At 66.5% G+C, this 15,916-nt stretch carries 17 protein-coding genes; 8 read left to right on the top strand and 9 right to left on the bottom strand.

All coding sequences use genetic code 11. The features are described 5' to 3' along the window. Positions 1 to 4 precede the first annotated feature (4 nt). Positions 5 to 877: an ABC transporter permease gene (locus AC58D2_RS10725; RefSeq protein WP_494227191.1), complete on the bottom strand. Its 873-nt coding sequence runs from the start codon at positions 875 to 877 to the stop codon at positions 5 to 7. Between the two features lie 123 nt (positions 878 to 1,000). Here AC58D2_RS10725 and AC58D2_RS10730 point away from each other — a divergent pair, with 123 nt between their 5' ends. Then, positions 1,001 to 1,696, top strand: a complete 696-nt coding sequence (locus AC58D2_RS10730; RefSeq protein ID WP_497390093.1) for a GcrA family cell cycle regulator — start codon at positions 1,001 to 1,003, stop codon at positions 1,694 to 1,696. Then, positions 1,693 to 2,094 carry a PaaI family thioesterase gene (locus AC58D2_RS10735; RefSeq protein WP_497390095.1) on the top strand — a complete coding sequence of 134 codons (402 nt, stop codon included), beginning with the start codon at positions 1,693 to 1,695 and terminating at the stop codon, positions 2,092 to 2,094. The genes AC58D2_RS10730 and AC58D2_RS10735 overlap by 4 nt, the downstream gene beginning before the upstream one ends. Positions 2,095 to 2,149: 55 nt before the next feature. On the opposite strand, the gene AC58D2_RS10740 is transcribed toward AC58D2_RS10735, so the two are convergent. Continuing rightward, positions 2,150 to 2,983, bottom strand: a complete 834-nt coding sequence (locus AC58D2_RS10740; protein ID WP_497390097.1) for an outer membrane protein — start codon at positions 2,981 to 2,983, stop codon at positions 2,150 to 2,152. Positions 2,984 to 3,157: 174 nt separating this feature from the next. Here AC58D2_RS10740 and parE point away from each other — a divergent pair, with 174 nt between their 5' ends. The 4 genes from parE to AC58D2_RS10760 all read left to right on the top strand — a co-directional run bounded on the left by parE (position 3,158) and on the right by AC58D2_RS10760 (position 7,646). Then, positions 3,158 to 5,137 carry a DNA topoisomerase IV subunit B gene (gene parE, locus AC58D2_RS10745; RefSeq protein ID WP_497390099.1) on the top strand — a complete coding sequence of 660 codons (1,980 nt, stop codon included), beginning with the start codon at positions 3,158 to 3,160 and terminating at the stop codon, positions 5,135 to 5,137. Positions 5,138 to 5,218: 81 nt separating this feature from the next. Then, complete coding sequence (locus AC58D2_RS10750; RefSeq protein ID WP_497390101.1) at positions 5,219 to 5,743, top strand: RNA polymerase sigma factor; 525 nt, start codon at positions 5,219 to 5,221, stop codon at positions 5,741 to 5,743. Then, positions 5,740 to 6,321, top strand: coding sequence for a hypothetical protein (locus AC58D2_RS10755; RefSeq protein WP_497390103.1), 582 nt, complete (start codon positions 5,740 to 5,742; stop codon positions 6,319 to 6,321). The genes AC58D2_RS10750 and AC58D2_RS10755 overlap by 4 nt, the downstream gene beginning before the upstream one ends. Beyond that, positions 6,321 to 7,646 (top strand): serine hydrolase, encoded by a 1,326-nt coding sequence (locus AC58D2_RS10760; RefSeq protein ID WP_497390105.1) that lies wholly within the window; start codon positions 6,321 to 6,323, stop codon positions 7,644 to 7,646. The genes AC58D2_RS10755 and AC58D2_RS10760 overlap by 1 nt, the downstream gene beginning before the upstream one ends. Here the strand turns inward: AC58D2_RS10760 and AC58D2_RS10765 are convergent. The 7 genes from AC58D2_RS10765 to uvrC all read right to left on the bottom strand — a co-directional run bounded on the left by AC58D2_RS10765 (position 7,643) and on the right by uvrC (position 14,366). Next, positions 7,643 to 8,434: a LysR family transcriptional regulator gene (locus tag AC58D2_RS10765; RefSeq protein ID WP_497390107.1), complete on the bottom strand. Its 792-nt coding sequence runs from the start codon at positions 8,432 to 8,434 to the stop codon at positions 7,643 to 7,645. The genes AC58D2_RS10760 and AC58D2_RS10765 overlap by 4 nt on opposite strands. Then, a complete protein-coding gene (gene apaG / locus AC58D2_RS10770; RefSeq protein ID WP_497390109.1) occupies positions 8,431 to 8,832 on the bottom strand; it encodes a Co2+/Mg2+ efflux facilitator ApaG/CorD in 402 nt (133 codons plus the stop codon). Before apaG ends, AC58D2_RS10765 begins: the two co-directional genes overlap by 4 nt. Positions 8,833 to 8,849: 17 nt before the next feature. Next, positions 8,850 to 10,055, bottom strand: coding sequence for a trans-sulfuration enzyme family protein (locus AC58D2_RS10775; protein WP_497390111.1), 1,206 nt, complete (start codon positions 10,053 to 10,055; stop codon positions 8,850 to 8,852). Continuing rightward, positions 10,052 to 11,107, bottom strand: a complete 1,056-nt coding sequence (gene leuB / locus AC58D2_RS10780) for a 3-isopropylmalate dehydrogenase (protein WP_497390113.1) — start codon at positions 11,105 to 11,107, stop codon at positions 10,052 to 10,054. The genes AC58D2_RS10775 and leuB overlap by 4 nt, the downstream gene beginning before the upstream one ends. Positions 11,108 to 11,155: 48 nt before the next feature. Further along, on the bottom strand, positions 11,156 to 11,893 hold the full coding sequence (gene recO, locus AC58D2_RS10785) for a DNA repair protein RecO (RefSeq protein ID WP_497390115.1): 738 nt from the start codon (positions 11,891 to 11,893) through the stop codon (positions 11,156 to 11,158). Then, positions 11,881 to 12,273: a PaaI family thioesterase gene (locus AC58D2_RS10790; protein WP_497390117.1), complete on the bottom strand. Its 393-nt coding sequence runs from the start codon at positions 12,271 to 12,273 to the stop codon at positions 11,881 to 11,883. The genes recO and AC58D2_RS10790 overlap by 13 nt, the downstream gene beginning before the upstream one ends. 158 nt (positions 12,274 to 12,431) lie before the next feature. Further along, on the bottom strand, positions 12,432 to 14,366 hold the full coding sequence (gene uvrC / locus AC58D2_RS10795; RefSeq protein ID WP_497390119.1) for an excinuclease ABC subunit UvrC: 1,935 nt from the start codon (positions 14,364 to 14,366) through the stop codon (positions 12,432 to 12,434). Between the two features lie 72 nt (positions 14,367 to 14,438). Between uvrC and AC58D2_RS10800 the strand changes: the two genes are divergently transcribed. Both AC58D2_RS10800 and AC58D2_RS10805 read left to right on the top strand, forming a co-directional pair. After that, a complete protein-coding gene (locus AC58D2_RS10800) occupies positions 14,439 to 15,158 on the top strand; it encodes an SDR family oxidoreductase (protein WP_497390121.1) in 720 nt (239 codons plus the stop codon). 10 nt (positions 15,159 to 15,168) lie between these two features. Next, positions 15,169 to 15,825 (top strand): glutathione S-transferase family protein, encoded by a 657-nt coding sequence (locus AC58D2_RS10805; RefSeq protein WP_497390123.1) that lies wholly within the window; start codon positions 15,169 to 15,171, stop codon positions 15,823 to 15,825. The last annotated feature ends 91 nt before the right edge of the window (positions 15,826 to 15,916 follow it).

Genomic DNA, 15,916 nt, shown 5'->3' on the forward strand with positions numbered 1-15,916 from the left:
GGCGTCAGGCCTTTAACTTCCAGCCCGTCGCGAGCAGGCGATAGGTGATCAGGCCGAGCAGGATGTTCACCCCCAGCAGAGCGAGCACCGCGATCGCCACCGGATTGGCGATCGTCGAGTCGACGGTGCCGATGAAGCCATAGCGAAAGCCCATGATCGCGTAATAGACGGGGTTCATGTGGGCGACCGACTGGAACCAGGGCGCGAGGCGATCGACCGAGTAGAAGGTCCCCGACAGAAGCGCGAGCGGGGTGACGACGAAATTTGTTACTGCAGCCGCATGATCGAACTTTTCGGCCCAGACCGAGGTAATCAGGCCGAGAAAACCGATCATCGTCGCCCCGAGCAGTCCGAATGCCACGACCGCCCAGCCGTGCTGCGGCATCACATGCACCCCCGGCCACAGCAGCATGGCGAACCACAGCGCGAGCCCGACGAATACGGCGCGCGTCACCGCCGCGCCGATCAGCGCGATCATCAACTCGCCGACCGCGAGCGGCGGCATCAGATAGTCGACGATCGTGCCCTGGATCTTTCCCACCAGCAAAGAGAAGCTGGCGTTGGCAAAGCTGTTTTGCAGCATCGCCATCATGATCAGCCCCGGCGCGATGAAATCGGCGAAGGGCACGCCGATCACCGTGCGGCCCGCGCCGCCCAGCGCGACGGTGAAAATGACGAGAAACAGAAGCGTGGTGACGGCGGGCGCCCAAATTGTTTGGAGCTGCACCTTGAAAAAACGCCGGACCTCCTTGACATAGAGGGCCTGCAAGCCGGGCAGGTTCAGGGTGCGGATATGCGGAACGCCGGGTTCGGCAAAAGCCGGAACCGCGTTGCGATTGTCCGAGTCGGGGCGCGAAATTTGGGGCTGGTCGTTCATGGCGATCTCGCCTATCGCCTCCCCGACTTTACCGCAAGCTGGGCCGCGCCCGCGCGGGGATCGATATCCCCGCCGAACGGCCGCCGCGTCGCCCGCGGCGCAAGAGGAACGAGGAAGTATAGCATGTCATGGACTGACGAGCGCATCGAGCAACTGCGCAGCATGTGGGAAAAAGGCCTGACCGCCAGCCAGATCGCCGACGAACTCGGCGGTGTGAGCCGCAATGCGGTGATCGGCAAGGCGCATCGGCTGGGGCTGAAATCGCGCCCGTCGCCGGTCAAGGCCACCGATAAGCCCGCGAAACCGGCGAAGGCGCCCGCGGCCCCGAAGCCGTCGGCGCCCGCGCCCGCGCCCGCGCCGGCTCCGCGCGCCTCCGCGCCGGCCGCTCCCCGCCCCGCGGCGCCCGCCGCCCCGAAATCCGAACCGAAGCCCGCAGCGGCGGCGCCGGCGGCCGGCGGCGACACCCCGCCCAAGTCCGACGCGCCGCGAATCGTGTCGATCGGGCCGGGCGGTTTCATCCGGCAAGGCCCCGGCGACCAGCAGGCTCCGATCCCGCCCGCTCCGCCCCGCCGGCTCGTGCCCGCAAAGCCGAGCCCCGAGATCGCCGACAAGACGAGCCTCCTCGACCTCAACGACCGCATCTGCCGCTGGCCGATGGGACATCCGGGCGAGCCCGATTTCCATTTCTGCGGCCAGGCCGTGAACCCAGGCTTCCCCTATTGCGTCGAGCATTGCGGGCGCGCCTATCAGGCGCAGCTGCCGCGCGGAACGCGTCGCCCGCCGCCGCCGCCGCCGTTCGGCGGTCCGCGCGTCCGGTGAGGCCGTTCGGGCAGGAATTCGAATTCGCCCGTTTCCTCGGCTTCGAAATGGTCGAGAGGGGCGGCGGCAAGTGCCGCATGGCGATCGATATCGACCGCGCGCGCCATTTCAATCCGCAGGGCGTCGCGCACGGCGGCGTCGCCTATTCGCTCGCCGACACGGCGATGGGCGGCGCGCTGACCAGCGAACTCGACGACCATTTCTGGTGCGCGACGCTGGAGATCAAGTTCAACTATCACGTCGGTGTGCGTGAAGGCCGGTTGACGTGCGACGCGCGGGTGTTGCACCGCGGCAAGCGGATCGCCAACATCGACGCGCGTCTTTTCCAGGACGACCAGCTGGTGGCGAGCGCCAACGGCAATTTCGCGATTTTCCCGGCGCCCGCCGCCGCCGCATGAAAAAGGGCGCCGGCTTCGTCGTGAAGCCGGCGCCCTTCCCGTTCGCCTCTGGAAATCAGAAACGATAGCTGAGCGTTCCGCGCACGCTGTGGGTGCGGAAGTCGTTCGAGCTGCGGATGATGTTCGTTCCGCCCGCATCGAGCAGGAACGGATTGGTGTCGGGGGCGGTGCCCTGACCCACTTCGACCCGATAGTCGTTGTCCTTGAGGTCGGTGTAGAGATATTCGAGGCCGAACGACAAGTTGTTTGTCATCATGATCTCCGCACCGCCGCCGACGCTGTAACCCCAGGCGTTGGTCTTGCCCGTATCGGTGAAGCTGTTGGCGCCGTTGCTGGTCGTAAAGCTGTTCTTCATCCGCGCATAGGCACCGCCGCCGGTGACATAGAACAGCGCGCCGCCACCGGGCGTGTAGCCGGCGCGCAGCCGCACGCCGCCCTGATATTCACCGCGGCGGGTCAGCGTGTAATAGGCGGGCGTCGTCGAAAAGCCGGTAACGCTGTCCTTCGCTTCGCTGCGGCCGCCTTCGATCAGGGCGCCGACAACGAAATTGCCCATGCGATGATCGGTACCGATGCGCGCGAAATATTCGGCGCCGTCGGAATCGTTGCGGCAACCGCTCGTGGGCTGCGAACTGGTAGCGCGTCCGCCGCAGAAGCCCGGCGAAAAGGCATCGGCGCCCGTGGTGGTACGCACGGTGTCGCCGTAATTGCCGTCGAGGTCGGTGTCGAACAGCAAGGTTTCGTCGCTGTCGCTCGGCTGCAGCGAACCGCCGCCGACAACGCTGATGTAGGGGCCGTTGAAATCCTCCGCGGGATCGCGGTCCTGGGCCGCAGCGGGAACGGCGATCGCTCCGGCGGCCACGGCGGTGAGGAGAGTTGCGAACTTCATATGTTATTACTCCAAATATTTGAGTGACTTTGCAGTCGCCTCCCCAACCCCCCGTCCGCGTGGGGAGTTCCGATTAATGACGGAAATGCGACGAACCGAGCGTACGGCTTGCTGGATCGAGCGCGCCGAAAACCGTGCTTGCCAGCGGGGTTTCGCGCCCCCTATAGCCAGGGCATGAGTCACGATTTGTTCGACAGCTCCGCCCCCGCGACCGAAAGCTACAACGCCTCGCAGATCGAGGTGCTGGAAGGACTCGAACCCGTCCGCCGCCGTCCCGGCATGTATATCGGCGGCACCGACGAACGGGCGCTCCACCACCTCGCCGCCGAGGTGATCGACAACAGCATGGACGAAGCCGTGGCGGGCCATGCGACGCGGATCGAAATCGAACTCGACGCCGACAACCGGCTGATCGTTATCGACAATGGTCGCGGGATGCCGGTGGACCCACATCCGAAATTTCCCGACAAGTCGGCGCTCGAAGTCATCCTGACGATGCTCCATTCGGGGGGCAAGTTCGAAGGCAAGGCCTATGCGACCTCGGGTGGTCTTCACGGGGTCGGGGTCAGTGTCGTCAACGCGCTCTCGGTCGAGACCGAGATCGAGGTGGCGCGGAGCAAGCAACTCTATCGCCAGCGGTTTGCGCGCGGCGTGCCGATCAGCAAGCTGGAGGAACTCGGACCCACCCCCAATCGGCGCGGCACCAGCGTGTCCTTCATTCCCGATCCGGAAATATTCGGCGAGCATGGCCGCTTCAAGCCGCAGCGCCTCTATCGCCTTGCCCGCTCGAAAGCTTATTTGTTCGCTGGCGTAGAAATCCGGTGGAAATGCGCCGCGGAGCTGATCGGCGACGACACCCCGACCGAAGCGGTTTTCCAGTTTCCCGGCGGGCTTGCCGACCATCTGAAGGAACAGATCGGCAGCCGGGAATGCGCGACCGCAGAGCCCTTCGTCGGACGGCAGGAATTTCCCGACGAACAGGGGCGCGCCGAATGGGCGATCGCCTGGCCCTTGTGGTCCGACGGATCGTATAGCTGGTACTGCAACACCATCCCGACGCCCGCGGGCGGCACCCACGAGGCGGGCTTGCGCGCCGCGTTGACCAAGGGACTGCGCGCGTTCGGCGAGTTGATCGGGCAAAAGAAAGCGGCGCAGATTACCGCCGACGACGTGTTCAACGGCGGCGAGATGATGCTGTCGGTCTTCATCCGCGATCCGCAGTTTCAGAGCCAGACCAAGGACCGGCTATCGAGCCCGGAGGCGGCGCGGCTCACCGAAAATGCGGTGCGCGACCATTTCGATCATTTCCTGTCGGATAATATGGACCGCGGCCGGGCGCTGCTTGGACTGATCCTCGAACGGATGGAAGAGCGGCTCAAACGCAAGGCCGAGCGCGAAGTGAAGCGCAAGACCGCGACGAGCGCGCGCAAGCTGCGCCTTCCCGGGAAGCTCACCGACTGTGCGAACGACGGCCCCGAAGGCACGGAATTATTTATCGTCGAAGGCGACAGCGCGGGCGGCAGCGCCAAGCAGGCGCGCGATCGCAAGACGCAGGCGATCCTGCCGATCCGCGGCAAGATCCTGAACGTCGCGAGCGCCAGCGCGGACAAGATCCGCGCCAATCAGGAAATCGCCGACCTCGCGCTCGCATTAGGCTGCGGAATGCGCAAGGACTGCGACGCCGACCGGCTGCGCTACGAAAAGATCGTGATCATGACCGACGCCGACGTCGACGGCGCGCATATCGCGACGCTGTTGATGACGTTCTTTTTCCAGGAAATGCCCGACATCGTGCGAAACGGCCACGTCTATCTGGCGCAGCCGCCGCTCTATCGCCTGACCGCCGGCGCCACGTCGGCCTATGCCCGCGACGACGCGCATCGCGCCGAGCTGGAAGCGAGCCTGTTCAAAGGCAAGAAGGTGGATGTCGGCCGGTTCAAGGGCCTGGGCGAGATGAACCCGAACCAGCTGAAGGAAACGACGATGGACCCGGCGACGCGCAGCCTGCTGCGCGTCACGCTGCCGCAGGAATATGAAGAACGGCATCTGGTCAAGGACCTGGTCGACCGTTTGATGGGCAAGCACCCCGAACATCGCTTTCAGTTCATTCAGGCGAATGCGGCGAGCCTCGACGAGGCGGCAATCGACGCCTGAGGAAAAATTTCAGGTCCTGCGTCAGAAATTCGCGTCGCCGCCGACTAAAGGGATATGCGACACGAAATTCCGGAGCGCGCCGTGGACGAATGCGAACAGGATCGGGTCTTTTCCGAAGCGATCACGCGCTTTGGCCCCGCGCTTGCCCGCATGGCGCGCGGCTATGAGGCCGACCCCGATCTGCGCCGCGACCTCGAGCAGGACGTGCAGGTCGCGCTTTGGCAGAGCCTTGCCCGCTTCGACGGCCGCTGCGCGCTGAGCACCTGGGTGTGGCGCGTGGCGCACAACCGCGCGACGTCGCACATGCTGGCGCATCGCCGTCGCAACGCAGCGGGCTGGACCAGCCTCGACGAGATCGAACTCGCCGACGATGCCCCCTCGCCTTTCGAGGCGGCCGAGAGCGACCAGGCGATGGCGCTGATATTGGCGATCGTCGATCGGCTCGATCCGCCCGATCGCCAGATATTGCTGCTCTATCTCGAGGGCGTCGCGGGCGCGGAAATCGCCGACGTTACCGGCGTCTCGCCCGACGTCGTCGCAGCCAAAATCCACCGCTTCAAGGCCCGGCTGACGCGCCGCTTCGCCCACGAAGGAGACATTGCATGACCGCACCCGACGACCCGTTGGCCAGGCTGTGGCAAAGTCGAGAGGCCTCGCTCGCTCCGTTACCGCTCGAAGAGGTCAAGCGTCGAGCCGCCACTTTTGGCGATGTCGTCGCTCGCCGCAACCGCCGCGAATATGGCGCGGCGGCGTTCGTGGTGATCGTCTTCGCCCTCTATGCCGTCTTCCTGCCCGGAACATTGCTCAAGACAGGCAGCGTACTGGTCATCGCCGGCGCGCTGTTCGTCGGCTGGCAGCTGGCCCGCCGCACGTCCCGTCCGGACCCGGAAGCCGAAGCGGCCGACGTCCGTGCCTTTTACCGAAGCCGCCTGGTCGCCGAAGAGCATATGCTGGCGCGCGTCGGCGGCTGGTATATCGCACCCATGCTTCCGGGTTTGCTGGTCTTCCTGGCCGGGACGGCGACGCCCGCGCGGTTCGGTCCGATCGTCGCGACATTGGTCGTCGCCGTCCCGACACTGCTGATCTTCGCCGGTATCTGGTGGCTCAACCACCGGGCGGCCGCCCGGCTGCGCGACCAGATTGCACGGCTCGACGCCCCGCCCTCGTTCGAAGGAGAAAATTGATGTCCCGCATTCTGATCGCGCTTGGCCTGACCGCCGCCGCCCTGTCCCAGCCAACCGCCGCGGCGTTCGCGCAGCAGGCGGACAAGGCTGCACCGGCAGGCGAAACGGCGTTCGATCGCCGCGCGGGGCAACTCGTCGACCTGTTCGCCGGACGCCTCGTCTACGCCGACTATTTCGCGCCGACCTTCGAGCAGGCCGTCCCCGAAGCGCAGTTCAAGACGTTGGCCGCCAATCTGATCGCCCAATATGGCCAGCCGGTCGCCGTCGAATCGTTGAACCCGCTGGGCGACCGGCGCGGGACGGTGGCCTTGCGGTTCGAAAAGGCGGTCGGCACGGTCGCCCTCAGCGTCGAAAGCGGTCCCGACCAGCGGGTCGACGGTCTGCGCATCCAGAATTTCGAAATGGCGAACGACAGCTTCGAAGCCGCGGCCGCCGAACTGGCGGCGCTGCCCGGCAATACGGGCTTCCTCGTCGCGGAAATCGACGGAGCCGCGATCCGCCCGGTCGCCGGAGCGCATCAGGACGAACAGTTCGCGGTGGGATCGACCTTCAAGCTCTATGTCCTCGACGAACTCGCTGCCCAGGTTGCTGCGGGCGAGCGCCGCTGGGACGATGTCGTGCCGCTGTCGCATCTCAGCTTCTCGTCCGCCGCGACCGCGGGATGGCCGCAGGACACGCCGGTTACGCTTCAGACGCTCGCGAACTGGATGATTTCGGTCAGCGACAATGGCGCCGCCGACACGCTGATCCACCTGCTCGGGCGCGAGCGGATCGAAGCGCGGATGCGCGCTGCTGGAAACAGCGATCCGTCGCGCAACATCCCGTTCCTGACCACGGTCGAGGCCTTTGCGCTCAAGGGCGATAACTTCGCGTCGCAGCGCGAGGCGTTCCTGGCCGCCGATGACTCCGCCCAGCGGCGGGTGCTGGCCGATAATCGCGATCGGCTGATCCTCGCCAACGTCGACGGGGCGAGTTTTGGCGGCAAGCCTCGCTTCATCGACAGTATGGAATGGTTTGCTAGCCCCACAGACGTCGCGCGGGCGATGATCGACCTGAAGGGGCACGGATCACCGCAAGCGATGGCGGCGATGGCGATCAACAGCGGGGTCGGGCCCGCAGCGGCGGCCGACTGGCGCTACCTGGGCTACAAGGGCGGATCCGAACTGGGCGTGCTGTCGATGAGCCTGCTCGGACAGCGCAAAAGCGACGGCAAATGGTTCGTCGTCACCGCGAGCTGGAACAATCCCGACGGCGATGCCGCGGCCGAAACGATAACCGGCCTCGTCGCGCGCCTGCTGGCGCTAGCCGCGAAGAGCCGATCCTAGCTCGTCAGGGCCGCGACGAGCGCCTTCACCTTCGCCTGTCGCCATTGGGGCAGCGGTGCGACGAGCCAATAGCCGCGCTTGGCGGCGAAGGGCTCGTCGAGCGCGCGCACGCGCCCCGCCGCGATGTCGGCTTCGGCGAGCATCGCCGGAACGCAGGCGCGGCCGAGACCGTTTGCGGCCGCGTCGATCGCAAGGCCGGCATCGCCCAGGCGCAGCGCGGGCTCGCCGTCCTCGACCGGGCAACCCGGCCAGGCGATCCGCGTATCGCTTTCGCTGGCGGGCCCCGCGACGGTGATCATCCGCGGATCGGCGAGCGGGACCCCTTCATGCTCGCCCGCGCCGTCGGTCCAGAAAATCGCGATGTCGAGATTGGCTTCGGTAAAGTCGATCCCGCCATCGGAGGATACCAGCGTGAAACGCACATCGGGGGCTTGCTGGCTGTAGCGCGCAAGCCGCGGTGCTAGCCATTTGGCGGTGAGATCGCGCGGCGCCGCGATCGTCAGCGATTGCGACGATTGTCCCGCCTGCATGGCCCGAACCGACTCTTCGAACTGCAGGAAGCCGTGGCGCAGCGCATCGAGCCCCGCCATCGCCTCGCCGGTGAGTTCGAGCCCCTTTGGCGTACGGCGAAACAGGACGACGCCCAGCATATCCTCGAGCGCCCGTATCTGCTGTCCCACCGCCGCGGGCGTCACCGCCAGCTCGTCGGCGGCGCGCGTGAAGCTCAGATGCCGGGCGGCGGCGTCGAAAACGCGCAGCGCGTTCAGTGGCAGGTGGGTGCGCTTCATGACGCGGTCGCGGGTGCGACGAGCGGGAATTGCGGGATCGCGACCAGCACCTGCGACCCGTCGCCGAGTTCCATCATATAGCTGCCCACCATCGATCCCTCCGGGGTCGGCAGCGGACAACCCGATACATAGTCGAAGGCGCCGCCGGGCGCGATCAGCGGCTGTTCGCCGACAACGCCCTCGCCCTCGACCTCGCTGACCTGTCCCTGCCCGTCGCTGATCCGCCAATGGCGGCTGATGAGCTGGGCACTGACGTCGCCCTCATTCTCGATCCGGACGTGATAGGCCCAGAACCAGCGTCCGAGCGCGGGGTGCGACTGTTCGGGCAGGTAGCTGACCGAAACCCGCACCGTGATCGGCCCGGTGGTCGCCGCAAAGGGGAAGAAGGAGTCGATCATCGCGGACATAGCGTCGCCTATAGCCCTATCTTGGTCAATGCCTGGTCGAGGTCGGCGATCAGGTCGCGGGGATCCTCTAGCCCGATGTTGATCCGCAGCATTCCCTCTTCGACGCCCATGTCGGCCCGCGCCTCGGCGCTGACGCTGTAATGGGTCGTCGATGCCGGGTGACAGCACAGGCTGCGCGAATCGCCGATATTGTTGCTGATGTCGACAAGCTCGAGCGCGTTGAGGAACGCCATTGCCTGCGCGCGGTCTTCGAGGATGAAGGCGAAGATCGGCCCGCACGCCTCCATCTGGCGCATCGCCAGATTATGCTGAGGATGGCTGGCAAGGCCGGGATGCAGGATGCGCGGCACCCGGCCTTCGATCGCCTTGCCGACCGCGAGCGCGTTATCCGACTGGCGCCGCGCGCGCAGGTCGAGCGTTTCGAGCCCCTTCAGCACCACCCACGCGTTAAAGGGCGAGAGGTTCGGACCGGTGTTGCGCTGAAAGGGCAGCAGCACGTCGTTGATGAACGTGTCGGTCCCGCAAACGGCCCCGGCGAGCACGCGGCCCTGCCCGTCCATCAGCTTGGTCGCCGAATAGGCGACGACATCGGCACCGAAATCCATCGGCCGCTGGAGCACGCTCGTCGCGAAGGCATTGTCGACCACGGTCGTGATACCGTGCGCCCTGGCAAGGCCGCAGACATGCTCCAGATCGACGATATCGAGCGTCGGATTGGCCGGGGTTTCAAAGAAGAAGACCTTGGTATTGGGCCGGATCGCCCGTTCCCAGGCGTCGTTGTCGCGCCCGTCGACCACGGTGGTTTCGATCCCGAAGCGGGGGCAGAGCTGGTCGACGAGCCAGCGGCACGATCCGAACGCCGCCTTCGCCGCGACGATATGGTCGCCCTGCGACAATTGGCACAACAAGGCGGTTGTCATCGCGGCCATGCCGGTGGCCTGTACGCGGCATGCCTCGGCGCCTTCCATCAGCGCGATCCGCTCTTCGAGCATCGCCACGGTCGGGTTCTGGAGCCGCGAATAGGTCATACCCTCGGCTTCGCCGGCAAAGCGCGCCGCGACCTCTTCGGCGCTGTCATATGTATAGCCCGAGGTCAGGAACAGCGCTTCCGACGTCTCGCCATGCTCGCTGCGCCACGTTCCGCCGCGCACCGCCTGCGTGGCGGGATGCCAGCGGCGCGTCGTGTTGCGATCGAAGCCCGTATGTTTCTTCATCTGCCTTGTCCGTTCAAAGCCGCCACGACGGCATCGCCGAGCGCGCTGGTGCCCATCGTTCCGCCCAGGTCGGCGCCGCGGCCGCCGTCGGCCAGCACCTTTGCCACCGCGGCCTCGATCCGTGCGGCGTTCGCCTCGTCGCCACCCGAGTGGCGCAGCAGCATCGCAAGGGACAGGATCATCGCGAGCGGGTTGGCGATCCCCCTTCCCGCGATGTCGGGCGCGCTGCCGTGGATCGGCTCATAGAGCCCCCGCGTCCCTTCGCTGAGCGAGGCCGACGCGAGAAGCCCGATCGAGCCGACGCACATCGACGCCTGGTCGGACAGGATATCGCCGAACAGATTGCCGGTGACGACGACGTCGAACTGCCCGGGATTGCGCACGAGCTGCATCGCGGCATTGTCGACATACATATGGGTGAGTTCGATGTCCGGATAATCGCGCGAGACCTCGATCAGCACGTCGCGCCACAATTGCGACGTTTCGAGCACATTCGCCTTGTCGACCGAGCAGAGCCGCCCCCGTCGCCCCCGCGCCGCGCGAAAGGCGACATGGGCGATGCGCCGCACCTCGCTCTCGCTATACGCCATGATGTCATAGCCCTCGCGCTCGCCGCCGGCGGTGGTCCGCATGCCCTTTTCGCCGAAATAGACGTCGCCGTTGAGTTCGCGCACGATCAGCAGGTCGATCGCCGAAGCGACCTCGGGACGCAAAGCCGAACTGTCTTCGAGCCCCGCGAACATCTTTGCGGGCCGCAGGTTCGCGAACAGACCGAGCTCCGATCGCAGCCCCAATATCGCCTGTTCGGGACGCAGGTTCCGATCGACGTCGTCGAAGCGCGGATCGCCGACCGCCCCGAACAAGAGCGCATCGGCCGCCTTCGCCTTCGCCAGCGTCTCGGACGGCAGCGGGTGTCCCGTCGCTTCGAGGGCCGCGCCGCCAACCAGCGCGCGGTCGATGGTCACCGGAAGCGCCAGCGCAGCCAGCACCTTTTCCGCCTCCACCATGATCTCGGGACCGATGCCGTCGCCGGCGAGCAACAGGATATTCAACGCTTCACCCTTTCGTGTCTCGCGAGCCGCTTAAACAGCGCCCGCGCGTCACGCAACCGCCCTGCCCAGGCGAGCGATCAATCTTTCCCTCACCGCGAGCAAGTCCCGATTGCGCCCATCGAGAATGTCGCGGTCGAGGAAATGGCCGGTCAACGCCAGCGCATCGAGGATGTCGGGCATCGACGGTTCGGCGTTCTGCCCGCGCAGAAAGGGCGGCAGGCGCAGCAATCGCGCTTCATACCCCACCGCCGCCGCCGCACTGACGGCCCCGCCGGACTTCGGGCTGACGAACGCCAGCCCCTCGCCGCGTCCGGTCGCGACGCATTCGTCGAGATTGAGGCCAAAGCCCAACTCGGCGAGCAGCAACAGCTCGTAGCGCGACAGGGCCGCCGCCCACTGCCGCGCCGCCGGTGCGACCGCAACGGCGTCGAGCACGGCGCCGAGCGCGTCGAAAAGCGCCGGATAGGGCTGGCCTTCGGGCAGGGTCGCGGCGGTCAGGGTCGCGACCCACTCGATCGCGGCAGCGGGAAGCGGTTCGGCGAGCAGCGGGGCGCGACTCGCTATCAATTCCACTGTCGCGCCGCCGAGCTGGTCCTCGGTCCGCGCCCGCAATTCGAGCGCCACCGCATTGCCGGGCATCAGGATCGGTCGCAGCCGCCGCGAACGCCCGCCGCGGACATAGCCCGCGACGAGCCCCGCCTCGCGCGTCAGGGCGCGCAAAATCGCGCCATGCTCGCCATGCGCGCGCACCGCGCAGACGATCGCCTCGGCGCTCAGACTGGCCAAAGCACCATCTGCGTCTGCGTGACGAGCGCGACCTCGGCGCCATCCTCGGTGCGGATGCGCGTCTGCCACACCGACAGTCGCTTGCCGGTCTTGACCGGCGTCGCTTCCCCGACGAGCACTGTCCCGACCGGCCCGGCCCCGAGGAAATTGGTCTTGCTCTCGATCGTGGTCGTGCCGCTCGCGCCTTCGGGCAGGGTCAGGAAGGCTCCGACAGCGCCAAGACAATCGGCGAAGGCCATGATCGCGCCGCCATGGACGATATCGCCCGCGGTGCAGATGTCGGGCCGCACGGGCAGCCTGCCCGCGACGCGGTCCTTGCCGCCTTCGTCGATGGTGACGCCCAGCGTTCCGGCAAGCGGCATGGCGGCGGCGAAATTCATATCCTGTCCTTTCCCGACCCCAAAAGCCCTCCTCTTCAGGGGAGGGCAGCGAGACTTGGGAACTTGTTCCCTAGTCACAGCGGGTGGGATCTATCGGCCTCGCGCAAGGCCGAGGGACCCCACCCCAACCCCTCCCCTGAAGGGGAGGGGCTAAATCCTCATCCACCCGGATTATAGAAATCATACACCGCTTGCGCGACGCCCGCGCTGACCCCCGGAGCCTTCTGCAAATCCTCCAGACTCGCGCCCTTGATCGCGCGCGCGGTGCCAAAGTGCATGAGCAGCGCCTTCTTGCGCGCCGGCCCGATGCCCGGGACCTCGTCGAGGGGCGAGCTTCCCATCGCCTTGGCGCGCTTTTGCCGGTGCGCGCCGATCGCGAAGCGGTGCGCTTCGTCGCGCAACCGCTGGATATAGAAGAGCACCGCATTGTTCGTCGGCAGGGTAAACTCGCGCCCGTCGGGCAGGTAGAATGTTTCGCGTCCGGCGTTGCGGTCGGGCCCCTTGGCGACGCCGACATAAGGCAGATCGTCGATCCCGAGTTCGGCGAGCACCGCGCCTGCGGCCGACACCTGCCCCTTGCCGCCGTCGATCAGCACCAGGTCGGGCCATTCGCCCTTCGTCCGCTCGGGGTCTTCCTCGATCGCGCGCGCAAAGCGGCGCTGAAACACTTCGCGCATCATCGCGAAATCGTCCCCCGGCTGCGTTTCGGGGCGCTTGATGTTGAACTTGCGATAGGCGCCCTTGATCCAGCCCTCCGGCCCCGCGACGACCATCGCGCCGAGCGCGTTGGTGCCCTGGATATGGCTGTTGTCATAGATTTCGATGCGCTGCGGCGGATCGTCGAGGTCGAACAGGTCGGCGAGTTCGCGCCCGAGCTTCGCCTGGCTGCTGCTTTCGGCGAGCCGCCGGTCGAGCTCTTCACCCGCGTTGCGCACCGCCTGTTCGAGCAGGCGGCGGCGGTTGCCGCGCTGCGGGACGCTGATCTCGACCCTGCGCCCCGCGGTTTCGCCGAGCGCCTCGGCGAGAACCGGGCAATCCTCGGGCTCGCGATCGACGAGAACCAGCTTCGGCGGCGGAACGCCCTCATAGAATTGCATCAGGAAGCTCGCCATCACCTCCGCTTCGGGCACCCCCGCGACATGCGCGGGGAAGAAGCTGCGATGCCCCCAATTCTGCCCGCCGCGGATGAAGAAGCCCGCGATGCAAAGCTGTCCGCCCTTCGCCGCGAGCGCGAAGACATCGGCGTCGCCCAGTCCCTCGGCGTGGACAGACTGGCTCCCCTGGATGAAGGTGAGTGCCTTCAACCGGTCGCGCAGCACCGCCGCGAGCTCGTAATCCATCGCTTCGGCCGCGTGGGTCATGGCGTCGCCCAGCCGCTTCTGCACCGCGGTCGAGCGTCCCTCGAGGAAGTCCTGCGCGTCGTTCACCAGCTCGGCATAATCGCCCTTGTCGATGCGCCCGACGCACGGCGCCGAGCAGCGACGGATCTGGTAGAGCAGGCACGGCCGCGAGCGATTGGAAAAGAAGCTGTCGGTGCAGCTGCGAAGCAGGAACGTCTTTTGCAGCGCATTGAGGGTGCGGTTCACCGAGCCCGCGCTGGCGAACGGTCCATAATAGCGCCCCTTGGCGCGCCGCGCGCCGCGATGCTTCTGCACGCGCGGAAAATCATGGTCGGCGCGCAGCAGGATGAAGGGAAAGCTTTTATCGTCGCGCAGCAGGACGTTGTAGGGCGGGCGATAGCGCTTGATGAGCTGCGCCTCGAGCAACAGCGCCTCGGCTTCGCTGTTGGTGGTCACGATCTCCATCGCGCGCGTCTGCGCGACCATGCGTTGCAGCCGCTGCGGCAGACGCGCGACCTGCGTATAATTGGTTACGCGGTTCTTGAGCGCGCGCGCCTTCCCCACATAGAGCACGTCGCCGCGCCCATCGAGCATGCGATAGACGCCGGGACGCGTCGGCAGCTTCCGTACGACCCCGCGGATAACGTCGGCGCCGCGCGTCAGATCGGGCTTGTCGCCCTCTTCGCCGCTGCCGCGAACGACATAGGTCGCTTTCTCTTCGTTGAATCGGTCGGGTGCATTGGGGCGAGCCATGATTTTGCATGTAGGCGAAGCCGCCGCGACCCGCCATAGTGCGCGGGGTAAATCAGCCGTGGGAGGGGTCGCATGGAATTACGCGGAAAGCTGGCGCTGGTCACCGGGGGAAGCGACGGGATTGGCCGCGAAATTGCGCTGCAATTGCAGGCATCGGGGGCCTCGGTCGTCGTGACGGGACGTTCCGAAGCGAAGCTGCGCGCAATGGCGGCGCTGGATTTCGGGACGATCGCCAGCGACCTGTCGACCGTCGCGGGGATCGACGCGGTCGTCGAGGCGATCGCCGGCAAGCCGCTCGCGCTGCTCGTCAACAATGCCGGCGTCGGCAGCGATTATGACCTCGACCGCCCCGAAACGCTGGACGACGCCGCCCGGTGCATCCGCACCAATCTCGACGCGCCGATCGCGCTCTGTACGCGCCTGCTGCCGGTGCTGCGCGCTCAGGGCGAGGCCGCGATCGTCAATGTGACGTCGGGGCTCGCAATCGCGCCGCGGGCGGGCGGATCGATCTATTGCGCGACGAAGGCGGGCTTGCGCGCCTACACGCAGGCGATCCGCCATCTGCTCAGGGACGGCAATGTCCGGGTGATCGAGGCGCTGCCGCCGGTCGTCGCGACGAACATGACCGCCGGACGCGGCGGCAGGAAGATGAGCGCGCACGATTGCGCGGCGGAAATCGTTCACGGCATCCGCACCGGCAGGCGAGAGGTCAATGTCGGCATGGTCAAGCTGTTGCAGATGGTCCACAGCCTCTCGCCGGCGCTGGCGCGCCGGATCATGCTCAAATTCTGAGGAGTGCGTCGTGATCACCGTTTATGGCGAGGGGCGCGGGTTCCGGGTCGTGTGGCTGCTCGAGGAAATGGCGCTGCCCTATCGGGTGCGGCCGGTCGACCTGCTCACCGGCGTCGAGAATGACCGCGAGTTTCTGGCGATCAATCCCGCCGGCTTCATCCCGGCGATCGTCGATGGCGCCACGGTCATGGTCGAATCGATCGCGATCCTCGAATATCTGCTGGCGACGCGTGGGCCGAGCCCGCTGGCGCCCACCCCCGACGATCCGGCCTTCGCAACCTATCAGCAATTTCTGCATATGAGCGAAGCGGGACTGGCCGGGCCGATCAACGCGATCGTCGCGACCGAGATCCTTGCACCCGAGGGCGAAAAGCGGAACCGGACGACGGACTGGGCGCTGGGGGTCTTCGAAAGCCGGCTGGGACTCGTGCGGCGACAGTTGGGCCACACGCCCTACCTGGCCGGCGAACGCTTCACCGCCGCCGATATTTCGGTGACCTATGCGCTGGAATTGGCCGAGCGAACCGGCTGCTTCGCGCTCGGTCCCATCGAGCGGGCGTATGTCGCGCGAACGAGCGCGCGCGAAGCCTATGCGCGGGCGATGGATCATTGCCTGGCGACGAAGGCGTGGGCAGCCGAGGTCGCAGGTAGGCGGTCGGAGGGATAGGCGGGTCTGTTCAATTTGAACTACGGCCGGAAACCAATTCAAAACAAGAACGCCCGCGGAAGACCGCGGGCGCCTTGGTTCGGCAATGCCG

This window comes from Sphingopyxis sp. CR5 (assembly GCF_059693785.1).